This is a genomic window from Tolypothrix campylonemoides VB511288_2 (assembly GCF_045999855.1).
GTDB lineage: Bacteria > Cyanobacteriota > Cyanobacteriia > Cyanobacteriales > Nostocaceae > Scytonema > Scytonema bouteillei_A.
This window is the reverse complement of sequence record NZ_JBFPMW010000003.1, coordinates 195,725-218,862: the sequence shown is the minus strand read 5'-3', so window position 1 is coordinate 218,862 and position 23,138 is coordinate 195,725. Positions and strand designations below refer to the sequence as shown.

General features: G+C 40.5%; 19 protein-coding genes. 9 read left to right on the top strand and 10 right to left on the bottom strand.

The features are described 5' to 3' along the window. The 9 genes from AB0756_RS09840 to AB0756_RS09800 form a co-directional block, all read right to left on the bottom strand. Positions 1-1,002, bottom strand: coding sequence for a hypothetical protein (locus AB0756_RS09840; RefSeq protein WP_038081162.1), 1,002 nt, complete (start codon positions 1,000-1,002; stop codon positions 1-3). Further along, complete coding sequence (locus tag AB0756_RS09835) at positions 1,002-2,108, bottom strand: DegT/DnrJ/EryC1/StrS family aminotransferase (RefSeq protein WP_038081163.1); 1,107 nt, start codon at positions 2,106-2,108, stop codon at positions 1,002-1,004. Before AB0756_RS09835 ends, AB0756_RS09840 begins: the two co-directional genes overlap by 1 nt. Beyond that, entirely contained in the window at positions 2,105-3,142 is a 1,038-nt protein-coding gene (locus AB0756_RS09830; protein WP_038081164.1) for a Gfo/Idh/MocA family protein, read from the bottom strand. The genes AB0756_RS09835 and AB0756_RS09830 overlap by 4 nt, the downstream gene beginning before the upstream one ends. A 133-nt stretch (positions 3,143-3,275) precedes the next feature. Then, a complete protein-coding gene (locus AB0756_RS09825) occupies positions 3,276-3,875 on the bottom strand; it encodes a hypothetical protein (protein WP_050046118.1) in 600 nt (199 codons plus the stop codon). 41 nt (positions 3,876-3,916) lie between these two features. Next, the gene (locus tag AB0756_RS09820) at positions 3,917-4,429 is read right to left on the bottom strand and encodes an acyltransferase (protein WP_038081167.1); all 513 of its coding nucleotides are present in this window, start codon (positions 4,427-4,429) and stop codon (positions 3,917-3,919) included. Continuing rightward, complete coding sequence (locus tag AB0756_RS09815) at positions 4,420-5,739, bottom strand: ABC transporter ATP-binding protein (protein WP_038081170.1); 1,320 nt, start codon at positions 5,737-5,739, stop codon at positions 4,420-4,422. The genes AB0756_RS09820 and AB0756_RS09815 overlap by 10 nt, the downstream gene beginning before the upstream one ends. A 16-nt stretch (positions 5,740-5,755) precedes the next feature. Continuing rightward, positions 5,756-6,598 carry an ABC transporter permease gene (locus tag AB0756_RS09810; protein ID WP_038081172.1) on the bottom strand — a complete coding sequence of 281 codons (843 nt, stop codon included), beginning with the start codon at positions 6,596-6,598 and terminating at the stop codon, positions 5,756-5,758. 22 nt (positions 6,599-6,620) lie between these two features. Next, entirely contained in the window at positions 6,621-7,049 is a 429-nt protein-coding gene (locus tag AB0756_RS09805) for a hypothetical protein (RefSeq protein ID WP_038081202.1), read from the bottom strand. A 994-nt stretch (positions 7,050-8,043) separates the two neighbouring features. After that, positions 8,044-9,354: a glycosyltransferase family 4 protein gene (locus AB0756_RS09800; RefSeq protein WP_038081173.1), complete on the bottom strand. Its 1,311-nt coding sequence runs from the start codon at positions 9,352-9,354 to the stop codon at positions 8,044-8,046. Positions 9,355-10,889: 1,535 nt separating this feature from the next. On the opposite strand from AB0756_RS09800, the gene AB0756_RS09795 reads away from it, so the two are divergent. Further along, positions 10,890-13,046 carry a GumC family protein gene (locus AB0756_RS09795; protein ID WP_038081174.1) on the top strand — a complete coding sequence of 719 codons (2,157 nt, stop codon included), beginning with the start codon at positions 10,890-10,892 and terminating at the stop codon, positions 13,044-13,046. An 82-nt stretch (positions 13,047-13,128) separates the two neighbouring features. Here AB0756_RS09795 and AB0756_RS09790 read toward each other — a convergent pair whose 3' ends face one another. Further along, positions 13,129-14,721 (bottom strand): helix-turn-helix domain-containing protein, encoded by a 1,593-nt coding sequence (locus AB0756_RS09790; RefSeq protein ID WP_038081175.1) that lies wholly within the window; start codon positions 14,719-14,721, stop codon positions 13,129-13,131. An 846-nt stretch (positions 14,722-15,567) separates the two neighbouring features. Here AB0756_RS09790 and fdxB point away from each other — a divergent pair. The 8 genes from fdxB (at position 15,568) to AB0756_RS09750 (ending at position 23,037) form a co-directional block, all read left to right on the top strand. Beyond that, positions 15,568-15,861 (top strand): ferredoxin III, nif-specific, encoded by a 294-nt coding sequence (gene fdxB / locus AB0756_RS09785; RefSeq protein WP_038081203.1) that lies wholly within the window; start codon positions 15,568-15,570, stop codon positions 15,859-15,861. 370 nt (positions 15,862-16,231) lie between these two features. After that, positions 16,232-17,227, top strand: a complete 996-nt coding sequence (locus AB0756_RS09780) for a cytochrome c oxidase subunit II (protein ID WP_038081177.1) — start codon at positions 16,232-16,234, stop codon at positions 17,225-17,227. An 85-nt stretch (positions 17,228-17,312) separates the two neighbouring features. Then, positions 17,313-19,013 carry a cytochrome c oxidase subunit I gene (gene ctaD, locus AB0756_RS09775; RefSeq protein ID WP_038081179.1) on the top strand — a complete coding sequence of 567 codons (1,701 nt, stop codon included), beginning with the start codon at positions 17,313-17,315 and terminating at the stop codon, positions 19,011-19,013. A gap of 102 nt (positions 19,014-19,115) precedes the next feature. Further along, positions 19,116-19,730, top strand: coding sequence for a cytochrome c oxidase subunit 3 (locus AB0756_RS09770; protein WP_137986424.1), 615 nt, complete (start codon positions 19,116-19,118; stop codon positions 19,728-19,730). Positions 19,731-20,000: 270 nt separating this feature from the next. Next, a complete protein-coding gene (locus AB0756_RS09765; RefSeq protein WP_038078555.1) occupies positions 20,001-20,486 on the top strand; it encodes a hypothetical protein in 486 nt (161 codons plus the stop codon). Between the two features lie 81 nt (positions 20,487-20,567). After that, positions 20,568-21,179: a cysteine dioxygenase family protein gene (locus AB0756_RS09760; protein WP_038078552.1), complete on the top strand. Its 612-nt coding sequence runs from the start codon at positions 20,568-20,570 to the stop codon at positions 21,177-21,179. Between the two features lie 81 nt (positions 21,180-21,260). Then, positions 21,261-21,743: an ArsC/Spx/MgsR family protein gene (locus AB0756_RS09755; RefSeq protein ID WP_038078550.1), complete on the top strand. Its 483-nt coding sequence runs from the start codon at positions 21,261-21,263 to the stop codon at positions 21,741-21,743. A 922-nt stretch (positions 21,744-22,665) separates the two neighbouring features. After that, positions 22,666-23,037 (top strand): Nif11-like leader peptide family natural product precursor, encoded by a 372-nt coding sequence (locus AB0756_RS09750; RefSeq protein ID WP_162002338.1) that lies wholly within the window; start codon positions 22,666-22,668, stop codon positions 23,035-23,037. The last annotated feature ends 101 nt before the right edge of the window (positions 23,038-23,138 follow it).

Below are 23,138 nucleotides of genomic sequence, written 5' to 3'. Positions count from 1 at the left end.
TTACAACAGTTGAACAAATTTCATTTCTGCATCGTTGGAAGATTGCCGCCAAATCACTTCTGCTGCTTTCAATCCTCCGGCTTGCAGGCGGATAATTGGTTCTGGTCCCACTGCTGATGGCAAAATCCCCATATGTCCTGGTTTTGGCTCAACTTCCGGGCATACAGGTATGTTGTGGGAGAAAAAGGCAGATCGATCTATGTCTCCCCAGTACTGAGCAACCAACGCTCCAGGCCAATATTTGGCGATCGCAGTTGCATCTGTTGTAGAGAGTAGCGGTTCAAAGCGCGGCTGCAAAGCCACTAAGATAGCATCGTATGTTTTATCTGTAGGAGCTTCTGCCAAACTATCAACAGTATCTACACTAGCACCAGCATTGACTAAACCCCGTTCGATAAAGGAACGAAAAGGGTTATCGCACAACAGCAAAATCTGACTTTTGTAGACCGCGATACCAGCGTCTAATAAAAGCTTTACCGCCATTATTCCCAAAAAGGAGAACACATCTACAGATAGATGCCGCTCGTTCACACCAACTACATTTATATTTTGCTGGCGACAAGCTATCAAATCCACGTCTTCTGGTCTAAACTCCCAAGCCTCATACATTAACCCAATAACTGCATTTGGCTTCATCCAAGCAATCATCTCTGCGTTAATAGGACGCACGTGACCGCTATTGGTAATGATGTCTGCTTGAGCGACAACATCTTTTGATTTATTTGTGAGAAATTCAATGCGATCTCTGACCCCTGCAATTTCAGCTATTTGCTGTACTTCTGCTTTTACCTGTTCTACAGAACCATAACGACTGTCACGAGCGATCGCAAATACCTTGTCTGCTCCTGCCATTGCTGCCAAGACGGGCGTGACTGCATATGCTCCAGTTGCGGCTTCAGTCAGTACTGTCATGTTTTGAAGTTGCAAATTGCAGCCCTGAATTGCTTGCCGCATTAAAGTAACAAGGCGATGGGAATTTAAACCAGGACGAGTATCGGACATTAAACTTTTACCCCTCGAGCAATTTTGATACTATCCGCAACGGTATGAATTTGTGCTGCTGTCAGTTCAGCGTACATTGGTAGCGAAAGAACTTCTTTTGCCACTTGTTCTGAATGAGGAAAATCTCCCGGCTTGTATTCTAAGTATGAATAAGCTTCTTGTAGGTGTACTGGAATGGGGTAGTGAATCCCTGTTTGAATGCCTTGTTCCTGTAAACTCTGTTGCAGTGTATCGCGTTGCTGTAACGCGATCGCATAAACGTGATAAACGTGATGGCTGTAGGGCATAACAGTTGGAGTTGTCACACCCGCGCTTGCCAATAATTGGTCGTATAGCGCTGCGTGAGTTCTCCGTGCTTCAGTCCACTTATCTAAGTAGCGTAACTTCACCCGTAAAATAGCTCCTTGGATACCATCCATGCGATAGTTGTATCCCCTTAAAACATGGTGATATCTGCGTTCTTGTCCCCAGTCACGCAGCATTCGCATAGTCCGGGCATATTCGGGATTGCTGGTGACAACCATGCCTCCCTCTCCATAAGCACCCAAGTTCTTACCGGGATAAAAACTGAAACATCCTATATCACCCAGACTACCAACTCGTTGCCCTTTGTATTCTGCCCCATGAGCTTGAGCCGCATCTTCTATGACAACCAGGTTATAACGTCGAGCAATTTCCAGAATGGGCTCCATATCTGCTGGCTGACCGTACAAATGCACCGGCAAAATAGCTTTAGTGCGTTCGGTGATTGCTTGTTCGATTTGGGTAGTATCGATTGTATAGGAAACAGGGTCAATATCTACGAAAACAGGTCGGGCACCAGTATAATAAATTGCAGCAACGGTGGCAACAAAGGTGAAAGGTACGGTTATGACTTCGTCACCAGGACCAACACCAGCTGCTAGTAGTGCGAGGTGTAATGCACTCGTACCTGTATTGACAGCAATCCCGTAATCAGCCCCGCAGTAGCCGGAAAATTCCTTCTCTAAATTGGCTACCTCATCACCTAAAATAAATTGAGTGCTTTCCAGTACGTTGAGAACAGCAGAATTGATTTCTTCTTTAATACTGGTGTACTGAGCCTTTAAATCGACAAATGGAATCATGCTGCTACCCTCGCTAAATCTAGTTCAACCAATCGACCTTGTCTCTTCATAGACTGTGAAGCCGCTTCAAGAATCCTGACGACTTGCAATCCTACTTCTCCGTCTGTAATGGGACGTTCGCCTTTGCGAATGCAATCGAGGAAGTGCAATGCTTCTACTCGAATTGCTTCTGTCATATCTAAATGCGGTGCCCACATATCTCCAGCGCGATAACCAATCAGCATCTGGTATACGCTCTCAGAATTGTCTTTGATTGTAATTCCTTTGTCGTAAATCTTGACTTTTTCACTGGGTTCTAAGTCATCGTAAACAATCATTTTTTGCGTACCGCCAATTAACGTGCGGCGTACTTTCACTGGTGCTAACCAGTTTACGTGGATATGAGCAATTAAATTACCTTCAAAGAATAATGTCAAGTAGGCAATATTTTCCGGTCCTCCAGAAACATGACTCATACCCGTAGCAGAAACGGCATATGGTTGAGATGACAGTACATAGTTCATAATTGCAAGGTCGTGTACTGCCAAGTCCCAAATGACATTAACATCATGCTGAAATAGCCCTAAATTGACTCGAACAGAATCGTAATAGTAAATATCGCCTAACACTTTGTTGGCGATTAGTTCTCTCATTTTGCGTACAGCACTTGTGTACACAAAGGTGTGATCCACCATCAGCACTAAATTACGCCGTTCTGCTTCGTCGATCAGCCTCATGGCTTGATCGGAGGTGACTGTCATTGGCTTTTCAACAAGTACGTGCTTGCCTGCTTGTAAAGCTGCCAATGCTAGGTCAAAATGTGTACTGACTGGTGTTGCGATCGCAACAGCATCGATTTTGGGGTCAGAAAACATATCTCGGCAATCCGTCGTAACTTGGATAGAGGGATAGCGAGATTGTACCTTCGCCAGCAATTCTGGTTTAAAATCACTGACCATTCTCACTTGAGAACCAGGAATTTCTGCAAAATTTCTTACTAAATTTGGTCCCCAGTAGCCATAGCCAATGACACCAATCTTGATGTTGCTTTCCATGATTTATCACTCACTATTTTATAAAAAATGAGACCTTTAGAGAAAGGTCTACAAAGCGCTCGGTAACCGTAGAAACAGGTAACTGTACGCAAATAAAACTTACTAAAGCCAGAAGCTTTTCAATTGAAAAAAATCAAAAGCGTTTTGATGAACTTCTGCCCTCGATCTGCTTCAAGCCAATCGTTAATGCAACTCCAAGCATTCCCAGAAGGAAATTGTTTTCTGGAATGCGTTGGGGTTGTTTAACCGTAAATAAAGCATAATTTGCTTTCTCGTTTCCTAAAGTAAAAATGTCTTGGCTTTCCCCTCTAAAATTAGACCACCTCGTAATATAGTCATCTATTTTGTTGACTATATATAGCGATTGATTGCTAGCTATTATGCCTCTATAAGGAACTAAAACAGAGGAGCTATTGTTAACTTTTGACGGAACTGTAGGCTGGGTATTTAGCAACAATTCAATGCCATTAGCAACTTTTCTAGCTCCTTGTTGGTTGTTCCAAAAAGTAGGTGTATTAAAATCAGGATTGCTAGGGAAACCAAACAAGTTAAGAAAAGTATCAGATTTGAAGGTGATATCATAAGTAATGCCATCAGCTGTGAAGTTTTCAATTTTACTGACATTACCCGTGCCATTGTAGATAATTTGAGCGGCTTGAGCAGGAGGAACAGTAGTTGTAATGGCAAAACTACTGATGATAGACATCACGCTACAGACTAGTTTTGAATTCATGAGTTGTCGTTAAGGCCTAGTTTTTAGGGTTTCTTGGCTGTTTAACTCAAGTGACTGGCTATCATTTCCAACTTTTGGCAGCGATCGCGAACATCGCCTATTTTCTTAGCTGGTACTCCTACAACAATGGCGTAGTCAGGAACATCATCAGTAACAACAGCCCCTGCTCCAACAATTGCTTTTTCTCCAATTGTGACTCCAGGAAGAATGGTAGCATTACTTCCTATAGAAGCACCATGCTTGACCTTGGTTTTAACTACATACCAGTCATCAGCTGTTTTTAAAGTGCCATCCTCATTAGTAGCGCGGGGGTAAAGGTCGTTAGTAAACATTACCCCATGACCGATGAAAACTTCATCTTCGAGCATGACACCTTCACACAAGAAACTGTGTGATGAAATTTTACATCGACTGCCTACTTCAACATCTTTTTGAATTTCTACAAAAGCTCCTATCTTGGTGTCATTGCCGATGGTGCAACCGTAGAGGTTAACAAGGTTAGAGTGAAATATCTTAACATTTTCACCCAACTTTACATCATGATTTATTGCCATTTATTCACCTTTTCATGACTAAATGTGATGGATTTGTGCGTTGTCCAAATAGAGTCTTCCAAATAAAGGCACTCATCAGATTGCCATGGATACTCTTGCCGCTCAATACTGTGCATGCTAACTTCAAACGGGCAAATTTCTCTGAGATTCTCAAGTAAAGTTTCGCTACGGCGTTCGGAAAACCATGTTGTTAAGGTATATGAACCCATGTAGAGCCGGAACTTTGGTATTTCACACCTGAAAATAAAAGTTCCTGGCTCTCGATAAAAAGGAGCATCGGGTTCGGAAAACCAGAAAATACAAATAGGCTGTTGAAAAGCATTAACGACTTGAAAAGAGAACCACAGACTTTCATGAGGTTGAGTGACATGTAGGGCAAACTCAAAGATAATAGGTTTTCCCCAGCAGTGAATACCATCTCCTTCAGAAGTGTGTACTCGCGCCCAAGCTACATGATTGCCTGTTTTTGTTAAAGGAGCTTCGTAGTAAGCTAGTTGTTCGTCAGCAAGTTTTTGACCTGCAAGATATAATTTTACTGCTTGTTCGGTATTCCCATCGTATTGAACTTGTCCTTTAGAAAGGAGTATGCATCGCTTGGTCAGTTGGGCAATAGCCTGCATGCTATGGCTGACAAATAAGACTGTCCGCCCTTCTTTTGTTGCGACATCTCCCATTTTTCCAAGACATTTCTTTTGAAATGCTGAATCTCCCACCGCTAGGACTTCATCTACAATCAAAATTTCAGGCTCTAAATGAGCAGCAACGGAAAAAGCAAGACGCACATACATCCCAGACGAATAACGTTTTACTGGCGTGTCTAAAAACTTTTCTACTTCGGCAAAAGCAACAATTTCATCAAATTTCTTCTCGATTTCAAATTTGCTCATACCCAAAACAGAACCGTTCAGGTAGATATTCTCTCGCCCGGTGAGTTCCGGGTGAAAGCCCGTACCAACTTCCAGTAAACTTGCGACTCGTCCTTGGATAGTGATTCTTCCGTTTGTTGGTTCGGTAATTCTGCTTAAAACTTTAAGCAGTGTTGATTTTCCTGCACCGTTGCGTCCAATCACACCGATGGCTTCACCTTGTGAAATTTCAAAACCAACATCCTTCAATGCCCAAAACTCTTCACGAGTAGCATTAAGTACTTTTTTCTCAGAAGGTTTGAGAAAGCTTTTAGCGAGAGTCTTAGCTCCTGTAGCAATGACATCTCGCAGAGCTTTATAACGGTAGCGACTGGTATTTTCTTCCTGGTGGCTGATGATATATTTTTTACTTAGATTTTCTACGCTAATAATTGTGTCAGACATCTGCTTTACTCCTTAATTAAATGACGTCAGCAAACGTCCGTTCCATTTTGCGGAAGTACCAAATGCCAGTCACTAGTACTATGGCTACTAATGCCACAGATAGAATGAATCCTGGCAAATACAGTTTTGATTCTCCACCTAAAATTGCCCAACGAAATCCATCAATCACACCGACCATTGGATTTAAAGAATATAGCAATCGCCACTTTTCTGGAACAATACTGCTACTAAAACCCACAGGCGATATGTAAAGACCAAATTGGACAATAAACGGCACAATGTAACGAAAATCTCGGTATTCGACATTTAAAGCAGCCAGCCACAATCCCGCTCCTATGGCTGCTGCAAATGCGATCGCGACGAACAAAGGCAGTGTTAAAATTCGCCAATCTGGTACAAAGTTGTACCATGCCATTAAGCCAAGCAGAATTATGCCAGAAACCATGAAGTCTACAAAACTGACTATGACAGCACTAACAGGCACAATCAGACGTGGAAAATAGACTTTAGACACAAGATTGGCATTCACAATTAAGCTATTGCTGGATTCACTAAGTGCATTGGCAAAAAATTGCCAAGGTAACATAGCAGCAAACACCAGAATCGGATATGGCGCACCTTGAGAAGGTAATTTAGCTAAGCTACCAAAGACTACAGTGAACACAACCATTGTTAAAAATGGTCGGATCAGTGCCCAAGCAAGACCAATTGCAGTTTGCTTGTAGCGTACTAAAATATCGCGCCAAGCAAGAAAATAAAAAAGTTCTTGATAGCGCCATAAATCTTGCCAGTACTGGCGCTCGGTACGTCCTGCCTCAATCACTAGTTTTGGTTTAGAGGCAATCTCTTGATGCCGCATAAATTATCGTTGCCTCAATAACTTAACTCATAAACTTATAAGCATTGATGTTTCTATAGGTGAGAAAACGAGCTTGCCTGCGAGTAAACTCTCCTACGGAAGGGTTCCCTTGAGGGGAAATTACTCCAGCTGCTTGTTGCCAAAGCTCTGATGGTGCCAATGACACTTCATAAGTACGGCGATCCCGCTTGCGGACGTGATACCATTTTGTTGCCTGACATTGCTGACACCAAAAAGCTTCTAGCCACTCTCCGTCTAGAGGAACTGCTGTCTGATTGGCGACTAACAGGATTGCATTGCGTCGGCTTATGCCTCTAGCTTCTAATTGACCCGAGCGATCTGCGTATAGTTGATATTTAGAACTCATACTATCGAGATAACAACTATGGGTTGGACAGTAAATAGCTCGTCTTTTTGAACGTTTTCGATTTCGATCGCACCTTCTCTGCAATTTGACCTCCCACGGCAATAAAAATAAGGAAGGTTACGTTGGATAGACCGAGATCAAAATGACCATCAAAGCCCAGAGCCGAAATTTACTAAAGATTATTTAATTCAAAGATTTAGCTATTGTTTTAGCTTTGTTTTTATTTTTGGAATTTTCAATCTTTCCAAAATATTTTGCGGTGTTTTGTTTTGTTATTTTTGTCTGGTTTTTCTCTCACAAAAATTATAAGAACATTATAAAAGAATTTTCTAAGGATACTTACGTGTATTGTTTAATTCATGTGAATTTTTTGCGTTTATTAACAAGAAAAATGAAGAGTATGTAAATTAATACTAATAAAATTATTTATGACTTTTTCGCCCTGCTTTTAGTAGTTTATGTATGACTCTTATCTGATTTTTGAAATACAAATAAGGGATACACCTTCGTGTAAGGGGAAAGCGTATGGATAGGAGTGGTGTTGGACATCCCCTACCACAAGAGCCCTTTGGCGGACAATGCCTACCCTACAGTACTCAAAGCTTGTCATAAATTCTTGGTGATTCCAATAGTAGCATTTTAAATTTAAAATTTTAGCAAAAGTAAAATAAAACTATTTTCATATTTGTTACATAAAATTATGTAGTTTTATTTGTGAGTTAGTTTTGAAGTTCAATAATTATTACCATTGCTAAAATTTAGCAATGCTTCATTATAAATTTATAAAAAAAACAAACCAGGAAATGGCAGAATTTGTTCGCCTCATAAATACCATATAAAAATCCTATCTAATTTTTGAAATATAAAGGAGCCACCCTCATACGTGGAGAACCTACGTTGAGAGGAGTGGCGTTGGCAATAACTACAACAGGGGTCTTTTGATATGCAATGTCTCTTGCCCTACATGACTTAAACTTTTGTTGTTCTACGTCACGAAAACAATGATTGGGGTTTGCGTATAGCTCTATGCTTGGGAGTATCTCTTTAAGGAGATACCCTTTGGATACAAAATGTCAGTTTAAAGTACAACTTTCTCCAAAACCTTCAAATACTGCTGGGAAATGATTTGAGCAGTAAAATGAGATTGCATATACTTACGACCTGCCATACCCATACTCTTTGCAAGCTGGCGATCTTTACTCAACAAGCGAATAAACTGAGCTAAACCTTGACTATCTCCATTTTCAAAAACACCACCACAGTTAGCATCTGCTATCATCTGCCATAAATACGAGCGTTTAGAGCAAATCACTGCCATTGGTCGTCCAGTTGCTAACGCAGGATACACCTTGCTAGGAGCAACTAGACTTTCCATACCCGCACCTACACTAACTAAGGATAAATCACAAGCCGTTAAGGAATAGGGCAGCACTTCTTTGTCTTGATATGGTAGAAATACCATATTATCTAGTTTTAAGCGATGTGACTCTCTAAGTAAATCCTCACCTTTTGCGCCACTACCAATAAACACAAACTGAATAGGCTCATCTTTTAAAAGCTTTGCTGCTTCTAGGATCGTATTCATATCATGGCAGCGCCCCATATTTCCTGAGTAGAGAACAGTAAACTTTTCAACTAGCTTATGCTTCCAGGCAAACCAGTTTTGCTGCTTGGGTATAGGCACAATCAAGTTGGGGTTTCCCCAACTGTGAATGACAAAAACTTTGTCTGCTACTTGCGGGCAATGAGATACTATCCGCATTTTCATAGCTGGGCTTAAAACTATAATGGCTTTAGCTTTCAACCAAATCTTTTTGTTGATAGCCCGCCAAAGCTTTGCCAACCAATGATCCTTAGATATCACTCCCAAGGAAATCGCAATATCTGGGTACAGGTCGTAAAGTATACAAATATAAGGCAGTCGGAAGAAAGTTTCTGCTATGTATCCCAGAATAATCGAAAATGGAGGAGCTGTAGTTAGCAGCAAAACATTACAACGCTGGCTTGTCTTAAACAAATGGAGTATTGCTCGCAAAGTGAATAAGACTCCACTAATAGCTTTGCCACGAATTCGGCCCAACCACAACTGAGCCGATCGCGATCGCTGAATGAAAATTCGTTCAAATTGTTCAATGGCTGGTGCAGAAGCGTCCTTAAAAGCATAGCCCGGTTGACTTGTGAAAACCTCAACCTCTACACCTTGCTGTCCTAAGTTTTTAACGAGTTCCTCAATTAACTGTCCGGTAGCAGCATAGTCGGGTGGAAAGAACTGGGTAATGACAGACAACCTAATGCTCTGTTTGCTCTTAATAGAGTCTTGAGTTTTACCTTCTATATAAAAAGAGCTTGACTGTAATAATTTTTCATTGATTCGATCTCTGGGTGTCATTGAATCCGTCCTTGAAAAAGTTTGTAATAATCGAGGTGCAAAACTCTATCAATTAAGTGGAAAATACCTGGATTTTGCTACCCCTTGAAGAATTCGTTGGAGAGTGTATTTTACGACTTCCTTTCTCTCAAAACATGACTGAAAGATGTGAAGTAAGTCTCAATACGACTTGGTCAAGAATTGTCTGCACCACAAAAAACACGGTTTCTTTTAGAAACGGGGTTTTTGTTCTGGCTTATCCAAGCAGTATTGGGATGACAAGTGCTTGCTTCACAAAAATCGCTAATTTTAGAGTGGGAAGGGAGTTAGGGCTTACGCATCCTCAACGGTATTGTGGGAGTTTCATACGTTGAGCATCTCCCATAACACTTCTTAAAAAGGGTGAGTGTGTGTCAATCCTAGGAGCAAGCGGACAAAAAGAGTTTGCGTTTCACATATGAGTCTAACTAAGTATAAATTACGACTCATGCATTCACACAAATACTCACAGATTTGTTCTGCGATCGTACTGTGTCAAATATCTATAAAGGTTGTTTAAAGCTTCTGCGAAATGTGTAATATGCACTTCTTACCATTGCATAGATACACTTTCTCCGGCAATCGGTTCTCTTCATTGTTCCAGACCACAAATCAAAAGAGAGATCCGTTGGATAGACTGAGATCGAAACGACCCTCAAAGCCGAAATCCTAAACTTACAATAGACTATTTAATTTAAATGCAAAAACTTACTCTCTTGAAATACTGGTACATCAGCGGTTCTTGCCGCAGTCTCTTCGCAACAAAACCAATATTCCGCCAATATACTTAAATTTTTCCCAAAAATCTAACTCCCTTTAAGTTTTACAGCTATTTTGTCAGATACACAGAGCATATCACAGTTTAACTTTAGTTAGGTATATGGTTATGGATAAAAATAATTTATGTAAATTTACTGAAAACAATTGACAAAACTTTTTCCTACGCTAAAATTAAAATACAAGACATTAAGTGTATTTACGTAGTTTTTTTTTGTATAAAAGACGAATGAAAATAACTAAAATTAATACTTTAAGCCTGAGAAAGGGAGTATGAGACGTTTGAGGATAGTATCACTTAAATCTACACGTTTATGTAAATTTTATCTATTAAATTTGCTTATATTTTACTTTTTTTTACATGGCTTTACTATAGGGAAAAGCTATAAGCTTTTTATCAGCCCTATGGCAGAAATTTAAATTAGAGGAGTTTATTTGCTTGATACTTTCATAACAATAAATTTTTATCTGGTAGTTCACCAAATAAAATTTGAGGAGGTAGAGTTTAGGAAAGAGGGATTTTCATCTTTAGGTTACAGCACACACTTTGCGAGGATTTATCTAGCAACCATGTATCCTAATGTGATATGATTAAATCCTTATAGTTACTCGCTTCAACGCAGTCAACAGTTCGCGAGCATCTGATAAAAGCAGAGTAATTCCTAACTCAGTTGCCGTTTCAACTAGCATTTCCTGTGTTGTGCAAATCCTGTTTGTATTTTTCTAAGCATTAATAAATCATGGAGAATCATTCTTCTCAACCTCTAAGTTCTGAGCAAAATACGAACTTAGTACCTCACCCTCAAGCTTCTCCGTGGTCTGAAGGACAAGGAGAAGATTGGAATTTACGTGAACTGTTAAGTATTGTACGACGACGAGGGCTAGTTATTGCAGCGATCGCCACGGTTGTCATGGGTGCTGTTGTCTATTCAACTTTGAAACAGAAAGCAGTTTATGAAGGCAATTTTAGGCTGTTAGTAGAACCTCTCAATCAAGAAAGTACGTTGTTAGATCTAACCTCTGGCAAACAGAACTCCAACTCAAGTCAGCCCAGCCTGGACTATGATAGCCAAATACAGGTTCTTAAAAGTCCCGGACTGATAACAGGGATTGCAAAGCTATTAGAGCCAGCTTATCCCGCCATCAACTATAATTCTCTTGTCAATTCTCTGACCATCACTCGCTTGGGTGAGACTAAGATTCTAGAAATTCGGTATCGGAGCAACGATCCTAGAGAAATTAAAATAGTGCTAGATCGGGTTGCTGAAGCTTACTTAAAATACAGCTTAGAAGAAAGGCAAACAAGCTTGCGCCAAGGGCTTCAGTTTGTGGAGACACAACTCAAGTCCATGCAGATGCGGGTCGATCAGCTGCAAAAAGAGCAGCAAATTTTTCGACAAAAGTATAAGTTAACCGATCCAGATATCCAAGCAGCGCAAATCAACGAGCGAGCTAGTACTCTAGCTCAACAACGACTAGCAGTCAATCAGCAGTTGGCAACAACTCGCGCCAAATTAACCAGTTTGGAGAAACAAAGTGGAGAGTTAGCAGCGCTCAATGAAGCAACAGTATACCAACAGCTTATAGCTCAGGTGCGTCAGTTAGACACTCAGATAGCAACTGAGTTAACTCGTTTTCAAGAGGACAGCCCACCCGTTCAAGCATTGAAAGAAAAACGCGAAAAACTGGTGCCCTTGTTAAACCAAGAAGCAAAACGTTTTTTAAACGTAGAATTGGCTAAGCTAGTCACTGAAGTAGAGACTTTAGAAGTGCAAAGCCAAGAGCTTGCAAAAGCCGAACAGAAGCTCGAACAGCAACGCAAGCAGTTACCAGTATTGGCACGAAAGTACACGGAATCGCAACGGAAATTACAAGTAGCAACAGAAAGCCTGAACCGTTTTCTCAGTACTCGCGAAGCTCTTCAGATCCAAGTCGCACAGACAGAGCTTCCTTGGCAATTAATTCAAGCACCGATTCAACCAACAAACCCCGTATCTCCCGACATTCGTCGTAGTTTGATAACGGGGTTTGTCCTTAGCTTAGTTTTAGGAATCAGTACGGCACTATTTATAGAAAAAATGGACAATACTTACCATAGTATTGATGCCCTCAAAAAGAAAGTTAAAGAACCGTTATTAGGCGCTATCCCCTTTGAAAAACAAGTTCAAAATGTTTCACCTCGTACTTCTAACCCCAAAATTTCCATCAAGATAGTACCAGATGCCTTTTCCAGGCATCTTCCCGGATTAGCTGTGACGGCTGAACAAAGCCATAACAACTACTCCGCGAATTTCTTAGAAGCTTTGCGCGTACTGTACACAAATATTCAACTACTGAGTTCGGATCGCCCTATCCGTTCCTTAGTCGTTAGCTCAGCAACGCAAGGAGACGGTAAGTCTACAGTGGCATTTCATTTAGCTCAGATAGCAACAGCAATGGGACACCGAGTACTGCTTGTAGATGCGGATATGCGCCGCCCTATGATTCACAGCCTATCCGATCTCAATAACCAATGGGGATTGAGTAACCTAATTTCAGCAAATTTACCAATTGCAGAAGTAATTCGACAACCGTCATTTATCAACCAATTATCTGTAGTCACTGCTGGACCTATACCACCTGACCCAACCAAATTGCTTTCCTCTGAAAAAATGAAACGATTGATAGCAAGTTTTCATAATAGCTTTGATTTGGTGATTTATGACGTTCCTCCTTTAATCGGGTTAGCAGATGCTAGCTTACTAGCACCTCACACAGATGGCATTTTACTGGTAGCGAGAATACATCGCACAAACTGTTTGGTATTGAAACAAGCCTTGGATAACGCCAAACGATCTCGCATGACTGTCTTAGGTCTTGTTGCTAACGGTCAAACAACTAGTTTTAACATTTATTAACTTGAGAAGAGCGAATAGAGACTCAAAGTAGTTACAGCTTGACTTTTGAAAGACCAAGTATTTTCTTGAGGGAAATGGAGTATCAGGCAATACCCAAAACCTTTCGCAGCACAGCTTGGTCTTCTAACTTGGCTTTAAGACGACCGTTTTCCAAATCGCGAATCCAACTTTGGCTTTTACCAGCCAATTTTGCCAATTCTCTTTGGGAAAGATTTAAATTTTGTCTTGCTTGTAGAATTTGATCGCCAAGCAAGAACCCTGCCGTGCTTTTTGACTTTTTTTTGTTCTTAGTAGCAGTTCGTTGTTTTTTGTCTGGTTCAATGGTTTGATGTTCCCACTCTTGTGGTAACTCAAAAGATAATATGCGAGCATTCATGAGCATATTCCACTTACCACGAGGACTTGCATCTGTTATACGGGTATTACCACCTGCATCATTAATCCAAAACTCTAACGCTTCATCTGGATCTTCGGGTATCTCAACTAATTTCGCCCATAAGGGCTGAATTTCAGGTGGATAGGTCACAGGGTCAAATGTCGGTTTCATGCCATAATAGTTAAGGACTTCTAAATCATTTTCAAAAGTCCGCAGCAGCCGTTTGCGTTCTTCCCTCTGTCTGCAAGCAACAGAGATTTTTGCTTCTCCGTAAGCTACCCGCAGTAGGGTAGGGACTGTGATCCGTTGTTCCTTCCCCATTTTGGTTTTAAACAACAGCCATAACATCAGTCGCGCTGTACCTTCATGTTGTTGCCAAATACTCATGACTGTGGTTAACAGGGATTTGGGCAAGCTGCCATATTGATAAAATGCAGTTCTTTCCTTACAACCTTGTTTATTTAAGAAATATTGAGACCAGACACCTGCTCTGACTTTAAAAGTTAACCCAGTTAAATATTTACACCCAATATTATCTTCTTGAAAGTGATGTTGAATGTCTATCAAGTGCCACAGTCGGCTGTCTTCTACAGAAAACCCCTTAATATAACCTTGTTGGGGCCAATTAATGGAAACAATCAGCGAACAAGCTTGTTGTACCAAATTCTTCATCAATGCCAGCTTAGCGCTTTTACTCAAGTCTTTGCGCTTTTCCATACCCAAGTATTTCTCAATTTGGCGGTCATCGATAGCAAATTCTTGTTCCCAAGGCTTATCTAAAGCTGTTACATGAGCAGCAAAAATCAAGTTGATGCAAGCCGCTCTAATATCAAAATTCTCTATTGTTTCTAATTCAGTCAGAAGTTCACCCTTGTTACGGAGTTCGGAGACATGAAAAGAGATTTCTCCCTTTCCTTGATTAACTTGTCTGAAATAACACACTTTTTGAGATTCATCAATTGCCCAAGGTAGCGAAGTTCTTTGAGAAAGAACATTACAAGCTTCCCATATGACTAGTGATGATGCAAATGGATTGGTCTTACCGTTGGCAAATAAATCAGGACTAGTTACTTCTCTAAAGTCAATTTTGCATCGCCCTCTTTTTGCCTGTAAAGGAATGGGCGACTGTGTTGGGCAAACAATTACACATTGAGGTTCGGGGTAATAGCCCTCGCAATTGTTACAAAGGCTAGGATCGATCCAGTATTCATCGTTCTCTAGTTTGATAGCACCAGTAGGACATTGGGGACGGCAATTGTCACATCCAACGCAACTGTTGTTAGGAATTGTATAAGACATATGGCTTCTTCCCACTCTAATCGTTGAGATGTTTGGCTCAAGTCTCCCCTAGATGTGTCCTTTACTCTCTCCACTCTTCACCGCGTTATTTTTGGTAAAAATGGATTTTTTTACCGTACTCATTACCCACATCTTTAATTGGGACTATACATCCAATTGGAAGCTATTTAAGGTTTTTAACCAGAGCCTATTTTTTTAGTTTCCTACTTTATAATATTTCATAAATTTTTCTAAAAATGTGTTCTTAACGAGCTAAAGAAGTTTTAAAAAACTACGCTTAAGAAGTAATTGAATAACACTTTTCCATGTTCGCATCATATAGTTAATAATTGTTAATCTAGAACAATTCGGATAATTAAAATATATCTTTTCATGCAATTATTAATAATATTAATATTTATATTTTTAAATTTTATGTTAAAAAAACAACATTTTTATTTTTCAATTTAACATTTAAAATAGTTTTTTGATAACAAAAAAAATAAATAATTTTGTATTTACTAATACTCTTAATTATTCTCTAAAATTCAAGCATTAGTTTATTGATAATAAATAGCATTAATTATGGATTAAATTGAGATAATAACTTTAAAGGATTCTGTAAGAAAACTGAGGTATACAACTGTCCAACTCATCTAGCTCTCTTCTAAAATATGCTCTCTTTTCTCTAACTTTATTTTAAATAAATCGCATTTAAATACCAAAAAAATTTAAAAAGACTTTTGTAAGTCAGAAAACTTTAATGAAATCCTAGATTGTTGGAAGAAGTTAAGAATGTAAAAATAACCTTATGTTAGTATGAACGAAAGAGTAACATTTGTAGATGTACTGACAGAAGGAAAAATCATGGCAACCGTAACAGGATTGACATTTGGTGGTAAAACTTGGACACCTAAATTTGTGGAAGCGATCGATCAAGAAAAATGCATTGGTTGTGGCAGATGTTTTAAAATTTGCGGCCACAATGTACTGCTGCTAAAAGCAATGAATGAAGAAGGTGAATTTGTAGAAGATGAAGATGATGATGAAATTGAAAAGAAGGTGATGACGATCGCTAACAGAGACAACTGTATTGGTTGTGAAGCATGTGCCAAAATTTGCTCCAAAAATTGCTACACCCATACTGCTTTAAATAACTAAGAATGAAGGATAAAGGATAAAGGGTAAGTTTTGTCATTTTCACTTCAATTTCAAACTTTATACTTTATCCTTCATCCTTAAGAGTGACTGAATTAAAAGTTTGTAGTAAACAAAAATGTAAATTGCAAGTTGTCTGCGGTGAACATATTAAACCTTGCTACCAATACCCTAATCAATTGTTAAGACTAAAGCAATCTTCTCTACTACTAGTTAATCTTGAAGAAGAAGACTTCTCCACCCCGATATAGAGAGATAGTCTTAATGAGAGTAGATAGTTGTTAGTGGTTGAGAGCCAAGCAGTTTTCCAACCACCAACGACTAGCCACTAACCACTAAACCCTAACCCGTTCTTTGTAAAGAGCAGGCATTTATGCAACAAATTCCTGTTTCACTATTGACCCTAGTTGCTGGAATGGTCGTCACGCTTTTCAGCATATGGGTTGGACAAAACCACAGTTTATTACCAGTACAAGCATCGCAACAAGCGCCTCTGGTAGATGGTTTTTTTAACATCATGGTCTCCATTGCCACTGCTTTGTTTATTGTGGTAGAAGGAACCATTTTACTTTTTCTAGTTAAATTTCGTCGCCGTCGCGGAGACGATACAGATGGCGTACATGTAGAAGGAAATCTTCCGTTAGAAGTTTTTTGGACTGCGATTCCATCGATTATTGTTATCTGTCTCGGAATCTACAGCGTTGATGTTTATCAACAGATGGGAGGGTTTTCAGCAGGACACCATTCCCCATCTCATGTAGCCCAAATGCCAGGAAGTGCAATTGCTGCTACCCTGAATGATACCTCATCAAGTCAGTCAGAAACAGCAACGACGTCTTCAGCAACTCCAAAATATGGCTTTGGCGGAACTCCACAAACACAAGATAACCCAGCTGAGTTGGTTGTCAATGTTACGGGAATGCAATTTGCTTGGGTATTTAACTACCCTGAGAGTGGTGTCAGTACAGGAGAATTACACGTTCCTGTGGGTACAGATGTACAACTGAAGATTTCTGCAACCGATGTAATTCACTCTTTTTGGGTTCCCCAATTTCGTTTGAAGCAAGATGCAATTCCCGGTATACCTACTGAATTAAGATTTGTAGCTACCAAACCAGGTACATATCCGATCGTTTGTACGGAATTGTGCGGCGGCTACCACGGTTCAATGAGGGCGCAAGTTGTCGTTCACAACTCTCAGAAAGAGTTTGACAACTGGTTGGAAGAAAACCTCGTTGCTCAAAAGCAAGAATTGCAAGAAGCTGTTGCAGTGAAGCCTGCAAATTTATCAACATCCGAGTTTCTCGCTCCCTATGTTCGAGACATGGGAATCCAAGGCGAAACTCTCAAGTCATTGGTTGGTAGTTAGTCGTTAGTAGTTAGTGGTTAATAGTTAGTAACTAATTTAACTAATAACTAACAACTAACAATTAACACTTAACAGAGGAAAAAATATGACCCAAGTAGGACTTCCACCAAACACTCCACCAGAAAAAAGTCAAGGCGAAATTCAAGTCGCGACACATCTCCACCCCTCACATCCTCAAGCGTGGAAATGGTATGACTACTTCACGTTTAATACCGATCATAAGGTGATTGGTATCCAGTATTTGGTTACAGCATTTTTGTTTTATCTCATTGGCGGACTGATGGCTGTTGCCATGCGTGCCGAACTGGCAACCCCAGATGCAGATTTGCTAGACCCCAACCTATATAATGCTTTCATGACCAATCACGGGACGATCATGATCTTCTTATGGATCGTACCTAGTGCAATTGGTGGATTTGGGAACTATTTAGTACCATTGATGGTTGGTGCTAGAGATATGGCTTTCCCGAAACTGAACGCGATCGCCTTTTGGTTAAACCCACCCGCAGGATTGTTAATACTTGCTAGTTTCTTTTTTGGCGGTTCGCAATCTGGTTGGACAGCTTACCCTCCTCTAAGCTTGGTGACTGCTAACGCCGCCCAAACTTTGTGGATACTTGCCATTGTGTTGGTAGGAACTTCTTCGATTTTGGGATCGCTGAACTTTGTCATCACTATTTGGAAGATGAAAATTCCCAGCATGAAATGGGATCAACTCCCTCTATTCTGTTGGGCAATTATGGCAACTTCAGTACTGGCACTTGTATCTACTCCAGTCTTAGCAGCAGGGTTAATATTGCTGTTGTTCGATCTCAATTTTGGGACATCCTTTTTTAAACCAGATGCAGGTGGTAATGTAATTATTTACCAACACTTGTTTTGGTTCTACTCCCACCCGGCAGTTTATCTGATGATTCTGCCAATCTTTGGTATTATGTCTGAAGTCATCCCGGTTCACGCCCGCAAATCTATTTTTGGATATAAAGCGATCGCTTATTCAAGTTTGGCAATTTGCGTTGTGGGATTGTTTGTCTGGGTACATCATATGTTCACCAGTGGTACGCCCGGTTGGATGCGGATGTTCTTCACGATTTCGACCCTAATTGTTGCCGTTCCTACTGGTGTCAAGATTTTTGGCTGGGTTGCTACCCTTTGGGGAGGTAAAATTCGCTTCACATCAGCCATGCTTTTCGCCCTTGGCTTACTATCCATGTTTGTCATGGGTGGATTGAGCGGTGTGACCATGGGAACTGCTCCCTTTGACGTTCACGTTCACGATACATACTACGTCGTAGCGCACTTCCACTACGTCTTATTTGGTGGTTCTGTATTTGGTATTTATGCCGGCATCTATCACTGGTTCCCCAAAATGACGGGACGGATGCTCAATGAACCTTTAGGTCGCATTCACTTCATCCTCACTTTGATTGGCACTAACTTGACCTTCCTACCCATGCACGAATTGGGTTTGCAAGGAATGCCCCGAAGAGTTGCGATGTACGATCCGCAATTTATCTCGCTCAATCAGATTTGTACTTACGGTGCCTACATCTTAGGGCTATCAGTAATTCCATTTACTATCAATATCATTTGGAGTTGGATTGCCGGAAGAAAAGCCGAAGACAATCCTTGGAATGCACTCACCTTAGAATGGACAACAAGTTCACCACCCATAGTTGAAAACTGGGAAGTTCTACCCGTTCTTACACACGGTCCCTACGACTACGGTTTGGATAGCCATAATGCTGCTCCACAAACTAGTGAAAAGGCTGTTCCTGCACAGTAGTTCTTCGGTCCCAGGCTCAGTCTGGAAATACCTCGTTCCCAGGCTAAGCCTGGGAATACCAACCTTGAGGCTCCGCCTCCAATATTGAACTAAAGATTTATGATGGACGCAGCAAAAAATATTAACAACCCCGTTGCTCTAGAAACAACGAGCGATCGTCACGAAGAACATCCAGATTTACGAGTCTTAGGACTCTCAGCATTCCTTGTTTCTGAATCCTTAATGTTTGCCGGCTTTTTTGCCACGTATCTCTTGTTTCGAGGTGGTGCTGATGTTTGGCCTCCACAGGGAACAGAAGTAGAATTGTTGTTACCTACAATCAATACCATCATTCTGGTATCAAGTAGCTTTGTCATTCACCTAGGTGATGCTGCCATTAAGAAAAATGATGTCCAAGGAATGCAAAAGTGGTACAAAATCACTGCTATCATGGGCGCAATTTTCTTACTCGGTCAAATCGTTGAGTACTTAACCTTAGGATACGGTCTAACTACCAATATCTTTTCTAACTGTTTTTACTTAATGACTGGTTTCCACGGGTTACACGTTTTTGTGGGACTGTTATTGATTTTAGGCGTGTTATGGCGTTCCCGGCGTCCCGGTCACTATTCTGCTACCAAACACGTTGGGATTGAAATGGCAGAAATTTACTGGCACTTTGTGGACATCATTTGGATTGTTCTTTTCACCCTACTCTATATTCTGACACAGTTTTGAAATGGCTAATGGCTAATGGTGAGACCAGCCCTGCAGGCGGGTTTCCCGCCGTAGGGGACTGGCGAACCCGGAGGGCTAATGGCTAATGGCTAATGGCTAATAGTCCTAACCTGTAAATAGGTTTCTAACTAACGTATAGCCTTTGCAGATCTTGTAGCATGTGTTTTGCGTATAGCGTAACAAAGGTATAGAGCGTATAGTCATGAACAATTAGCTAATAGCTAATAGCCATTAGCCATTAGCTATTAGCTATTACCCAGTAAAAATTTTATGCAAAGTGAAGCAGATAAATTTTCGTGGTTCCAAATTCCAGAAGACATCAAAAAGTTATTGATACTTGCAGCAGAAAACTGGGAAAATACTTTGGAATCCGATAAGTATATGAATCAAGCCTTAGCTAAAACAGGAGAATATACAGAGATTTTAGTAGCTGCCTACAGATATTTTTTTTACAAAAATAATTACATAATGGCACTGCAAACAGCAACTAAAGTTATAGATAGAATTAAAGAAGCAGAACAATTTCCCGAACAATGGGAGCAACTTAAACCAATATTAGCTACTCGGAAAGATGATTGTAGAATCAGATTATACCTCAATGCATATGCTGCTTCAGGTTTAGTGTTAGCAAAGCTAGGAGAAATAGAGCAAGCTAAAGAGATTAGTGCTAGAGTAAAAGAAATAGATGATAAAAATGAGTTTGGGGCTGGCATTTTATATGATATCTTGACACGTCCCAAAGAAGAAGACGAATAAAAAAGTGATTTTTGGGTCTTAGGTAATTAATCCAAAATCCAAAATCGAAATCGAAAATGACTTAATTTATTCATAAAAGTTATGAAAGGTAGGGATTGGTTTGTCACTGATGACGGACAGTATCAAGCCTGTCAATCAGTTAGACCCTGGGATTTATTAAGAGAGAATTATCGTCTCTATCGGTTTCTAACTGAAGTAGAAGATGTTCTTAGTAGTATTGAAGATGAGACTAGCCAACTTCCAGAAATTCGGATGTTGGTAAGGCGTTTAATTGTGAACTCTTACTGGGTACAAAGTCGATATTTAGAACCTTGTACCAAAACAGGAACCTCTATTTTACTCCTGTATGATGAATTAGGTTTTCCATTTACCGTGCAAACTGTGACATTTGCACCAGGTACTGTGTCAACAATTCACAATCATGGAACTTGGGGTGTAGTCGCAGTCTTAAAAGGCGAAGAGAGAAATACTTTTTGGCAGCGAATCCCTCATTCAGATTCTCAAGACAAAATTGACCGAACTGGAGAACTGACTCTCTTCCCTGGAGATATTATTAGCTTTACTCCTGATGCTATTCACAGCGTAGAAGCAGTTGGCGAGCAACCAACTGTAACTTTTAATATTTATGGAGAAACTCGTATGCGAGAAAGATTTGAGTTCGATCCAGTTAACTTTACTGCTAAAAATTTTTAACTGAATTAGCAGGTTGTTAGTTGTTGTTTATGACCACTAAGAACTAACTACTAACCACTAACCATTGATGGAGATAACTTTATGGCAAGAATCATTTTTTATGAAAAACCAGGCTGTAGAGGTAGTGTTAAGCAAAAAACTTTACTAACTGCTGCAGGTCATCAAGTTGTAGCTTACAATTTATTGACCGAACCTTGGACGGCGGAACGTTTGCGCTCATTTTTTGGCGATCGCCCCGTGTCTGAATGGTTTAATCGCACTGCTCCACGAGTACAATCCGGAGAGATAGTTCCTGACAAGCTCGATGCTGAAAGCGCTTTGCTACTCATGCTTAAAGACCCTATACTCATTCGTCGTCCTTTGATTGAAGTTGGCGATCGTCGTGAGGTCGGTTTTGATGTGGAACTCCTAGATGGATGGATTGGTTTAAAGCCTGTAGATGAGTCTTTGAAAGAAGTGAGTGAGACTCTCATGCAACAAGACTTGCAAAATTGTGCTCACGGACACGGACACGGACACAGCGAGCACAAACACGAACACGGTTCTGGCTCTTGCAAGCACTAGTGGATAAGTTGTGAGGTATTTAATTTTCTCATGTTGGCTGAAGGGGGATAGTAGGAGAAGATTTGGCTGACCGCTCTCTCGTTTCTGATGGTTCGTCATATAAATTCTCATAAGCAATCCCTTTGCCAGCCCTACAGACTGGAAGTCTGTGGCTACATAAAACAAGCCCACCTGCGTGGGCTAAAACCTAAAGCCCACGCAGGTGGGCTTTGTTTGTGCCGAGGCAGCGCGTTGCCCAGAGCAGCGCCGTGCGGAGAGAAGTTGCGGCTTGGGGGTTTCCCCCAATAGCAAACTTCGGAGGGTTCCCCCCGTTGAGGCGACTGCGGGGGGTTCCCCCCGTTGTAGCGCCTGCCGTCCACATTTCTAATGTGAGGGCGTTTTGGCAAAGGTATTGATTTTTAGTCAAAGTATTGCTGGTGGCGTAGGCTTGGGTTGGATGTTCTATATTTTTCTAGATACTAAATAATTTCTCGTATAAATTTTCATTTTTTTCTTTATACTTTCTTAAGATTTGTACAACCACCAAAGCCAAAAATTATCGAGTATACTTGTGGCACCCAAGTACCCTTATTCAGTAATTATACCCAACTAAAAGTTAAACAACTCAGTTAACTTTTAGATCGGGTATAAAATGCTCAAGGTTTTATAGCAATCCTATTTGATTTATGAAATACACATAGGGGAGCCATCCTCGTATGCGGGTTACTCGCGCACGGTGGTGTGGCATAGAGCACGTTACCTTGCCTAAAGTACTTAGAATTTTTACGAATGATTTAGGATTGCTATATAAAAGTCAAATATGGTTAGTAAATTCAGCCAATTTTCCTAGCGTATTAGACATTACGGGCTTTGAATGAGCATTGTTATCACAATACTTACTGAAGCGTTACAAGTACACAATTATTCAAATCAAGAAGTAACAATGTCACAAGAAACAGTCGTTCAATTTTTTGATGCTGCATTTCAGGATCAAATCATACAGGGACAATTGAATTATGCTTTTGCTGCGATCGCACCAGAAGCCCTGATCCAAATTGCTGGCGAGAATGGTTATAGTTTTACAGCTGGAGAATTACAAGCGGTTTTAGAACAACAGGCGGAATTGTCTGATGAACAGTTAAATTCCGTGGCTGGAGGTAGAGCGGCATATTTTGTCCGTGAAGGCGGTCCTATCTTTGCACAAAAGCAGTCCTACGATTCTCCGATGCGCGATGAATTAGGTGACGAAGAGGTTGATTTTGCCACGAATTCCAATACCTCTGCTGTGGAAGCCTTTCGCTCACTTACAGATTGATCGGTAACCATACTCTTGAGCTTGGTTGATGGGGAGATTTGATAAATGCTGAGATCTTCCCAATCCATCAAGCTGAGTGAAGCCTATAAGATTTTTCTGAA

Bases quoted from the DNA above. Each gene is read 5' to 3' on its own strand.
- AB0756_RS09780 (WP_038081177.1), top strand. From the start codon at position 16,232: ATGCAACAAATTCCTGTTTCACTATTGACCCTAGTTGCTGGAATGGTC.
- AB0756_RS09795 (WP_038081174.1), top strand. From the start codon at position 10,890: ATGGAGAATCATTCTTCTCAACCTCTAAGTTCTGAGCAAAATACGAAC.
- AB0756_RS09815 (WP_038081170.1), bottom strand. From the start codon at position 5,739: ATGTCTGACACAATTATTAGCGTAGAAAATCTAAGTAAAAAATATATC.
- ctaD (WP_038081179.1), top strand. From the start codon at position 17,313: ATGACCCAAGTAGGACTTCCACCAAACACTCCACCAGAAAAAAGTCAA.
- AB0756_RS09830 (WP_038081164.1), bottom strand. From the start codon at position 3,142: ATGGAAAGCAACATCAAGATTGGTGTCATTGGCTATGGCTACTGGGGA.
- fdxB (WP_038081203.1), top strand. From the start codon at position 15,568: ATGGCAACCGTAACAGGATTGACATTTGGTGGTAAAACTTGGACACCT.
- AB0756_RS09800 (WP_038081173.1), bottom strand. From the start codon at position 9,354: ATGACACCCAGAGATCGAATCAATGAAAAATTATTACAGTCAAGCTCT.
- AB0756_RS09840 (WP_038081162.1), bottom strand. From the start codon at position 1,002: ATGTCCGATACTCGTCCTGGTTTAAATTCCCATCGCCTTGTTACTTTA.
- AB0756_RS09760 (WP_038078552.1), top strand. From the start codon at position 20,568: ATGAAAGGTAGGGATTGGTTTGTCACTGATGACGGACAGTATCAAGCC.
- AB0756_RS09765 (WP_038078555.1), top strand. From the start codon at position 20,001: ATGCAAAGTGAAGCAGATAAATTTTCGTGGTTCCAAATTCCAGAAGAC.
- AB0756_RS09750 (WP_162002338.1), top strand. From the start codon at position 22,666: ATGTCACAAGAAACAGTCGTTCAATTTTTTGATGCTGCATTTCAGGAT.
- AB0756_RS09825 (WP_050046118.1), bottom strand. From the start codon at position 3,875: ATGAATTCAAAACTAGTCTGTAGCGTGATGTCTATCATCAGTAGTTTT.
- AB0756_RS09820 (WP_038081167.1), bottom strand. From the start codon at position 4,429: ATGGCAATAAATCATGATGTAAAGTTGGGTGAAAATGTTAAGATATTT.
- AB0756_RS09770 (WP_137986424.1), top strand. From the start codon at position 19,116: ATGGACGCAGCAAAAAATATTAACAACCCCGTTGCTCTAGAAACAACG.
- AB0756_RS09755 (WP_038078550.1), top strand. From the start codon at position 21,261: ATGGCAAGAATCATTTTTTATGAAAAACCAGGCTGTAGAGGTAGTGTT.
- AB0756_RS09810 (WP_038081172.1), bottom strand. From the start codon at position 6,598: ATGCGGCATCAAGAGATTGCCTCTAAACCAAAACTAGTGATTGAGGCA.
- AB0756_RS09835 (WP_038081163.1), bottom strand. From the start codon at position 2,108: ATGATTCCATTTGTCGATTTAAAGGCTCAGTACACCAGTATTAAAGAA.
- AB0756_RS09790 (WP_038081175.1), bottom strand. From the start codon at position 14,721: ATGTCTTATACAATTCCTAACAACAGTTGCGTTGGATGTGACAATTGC.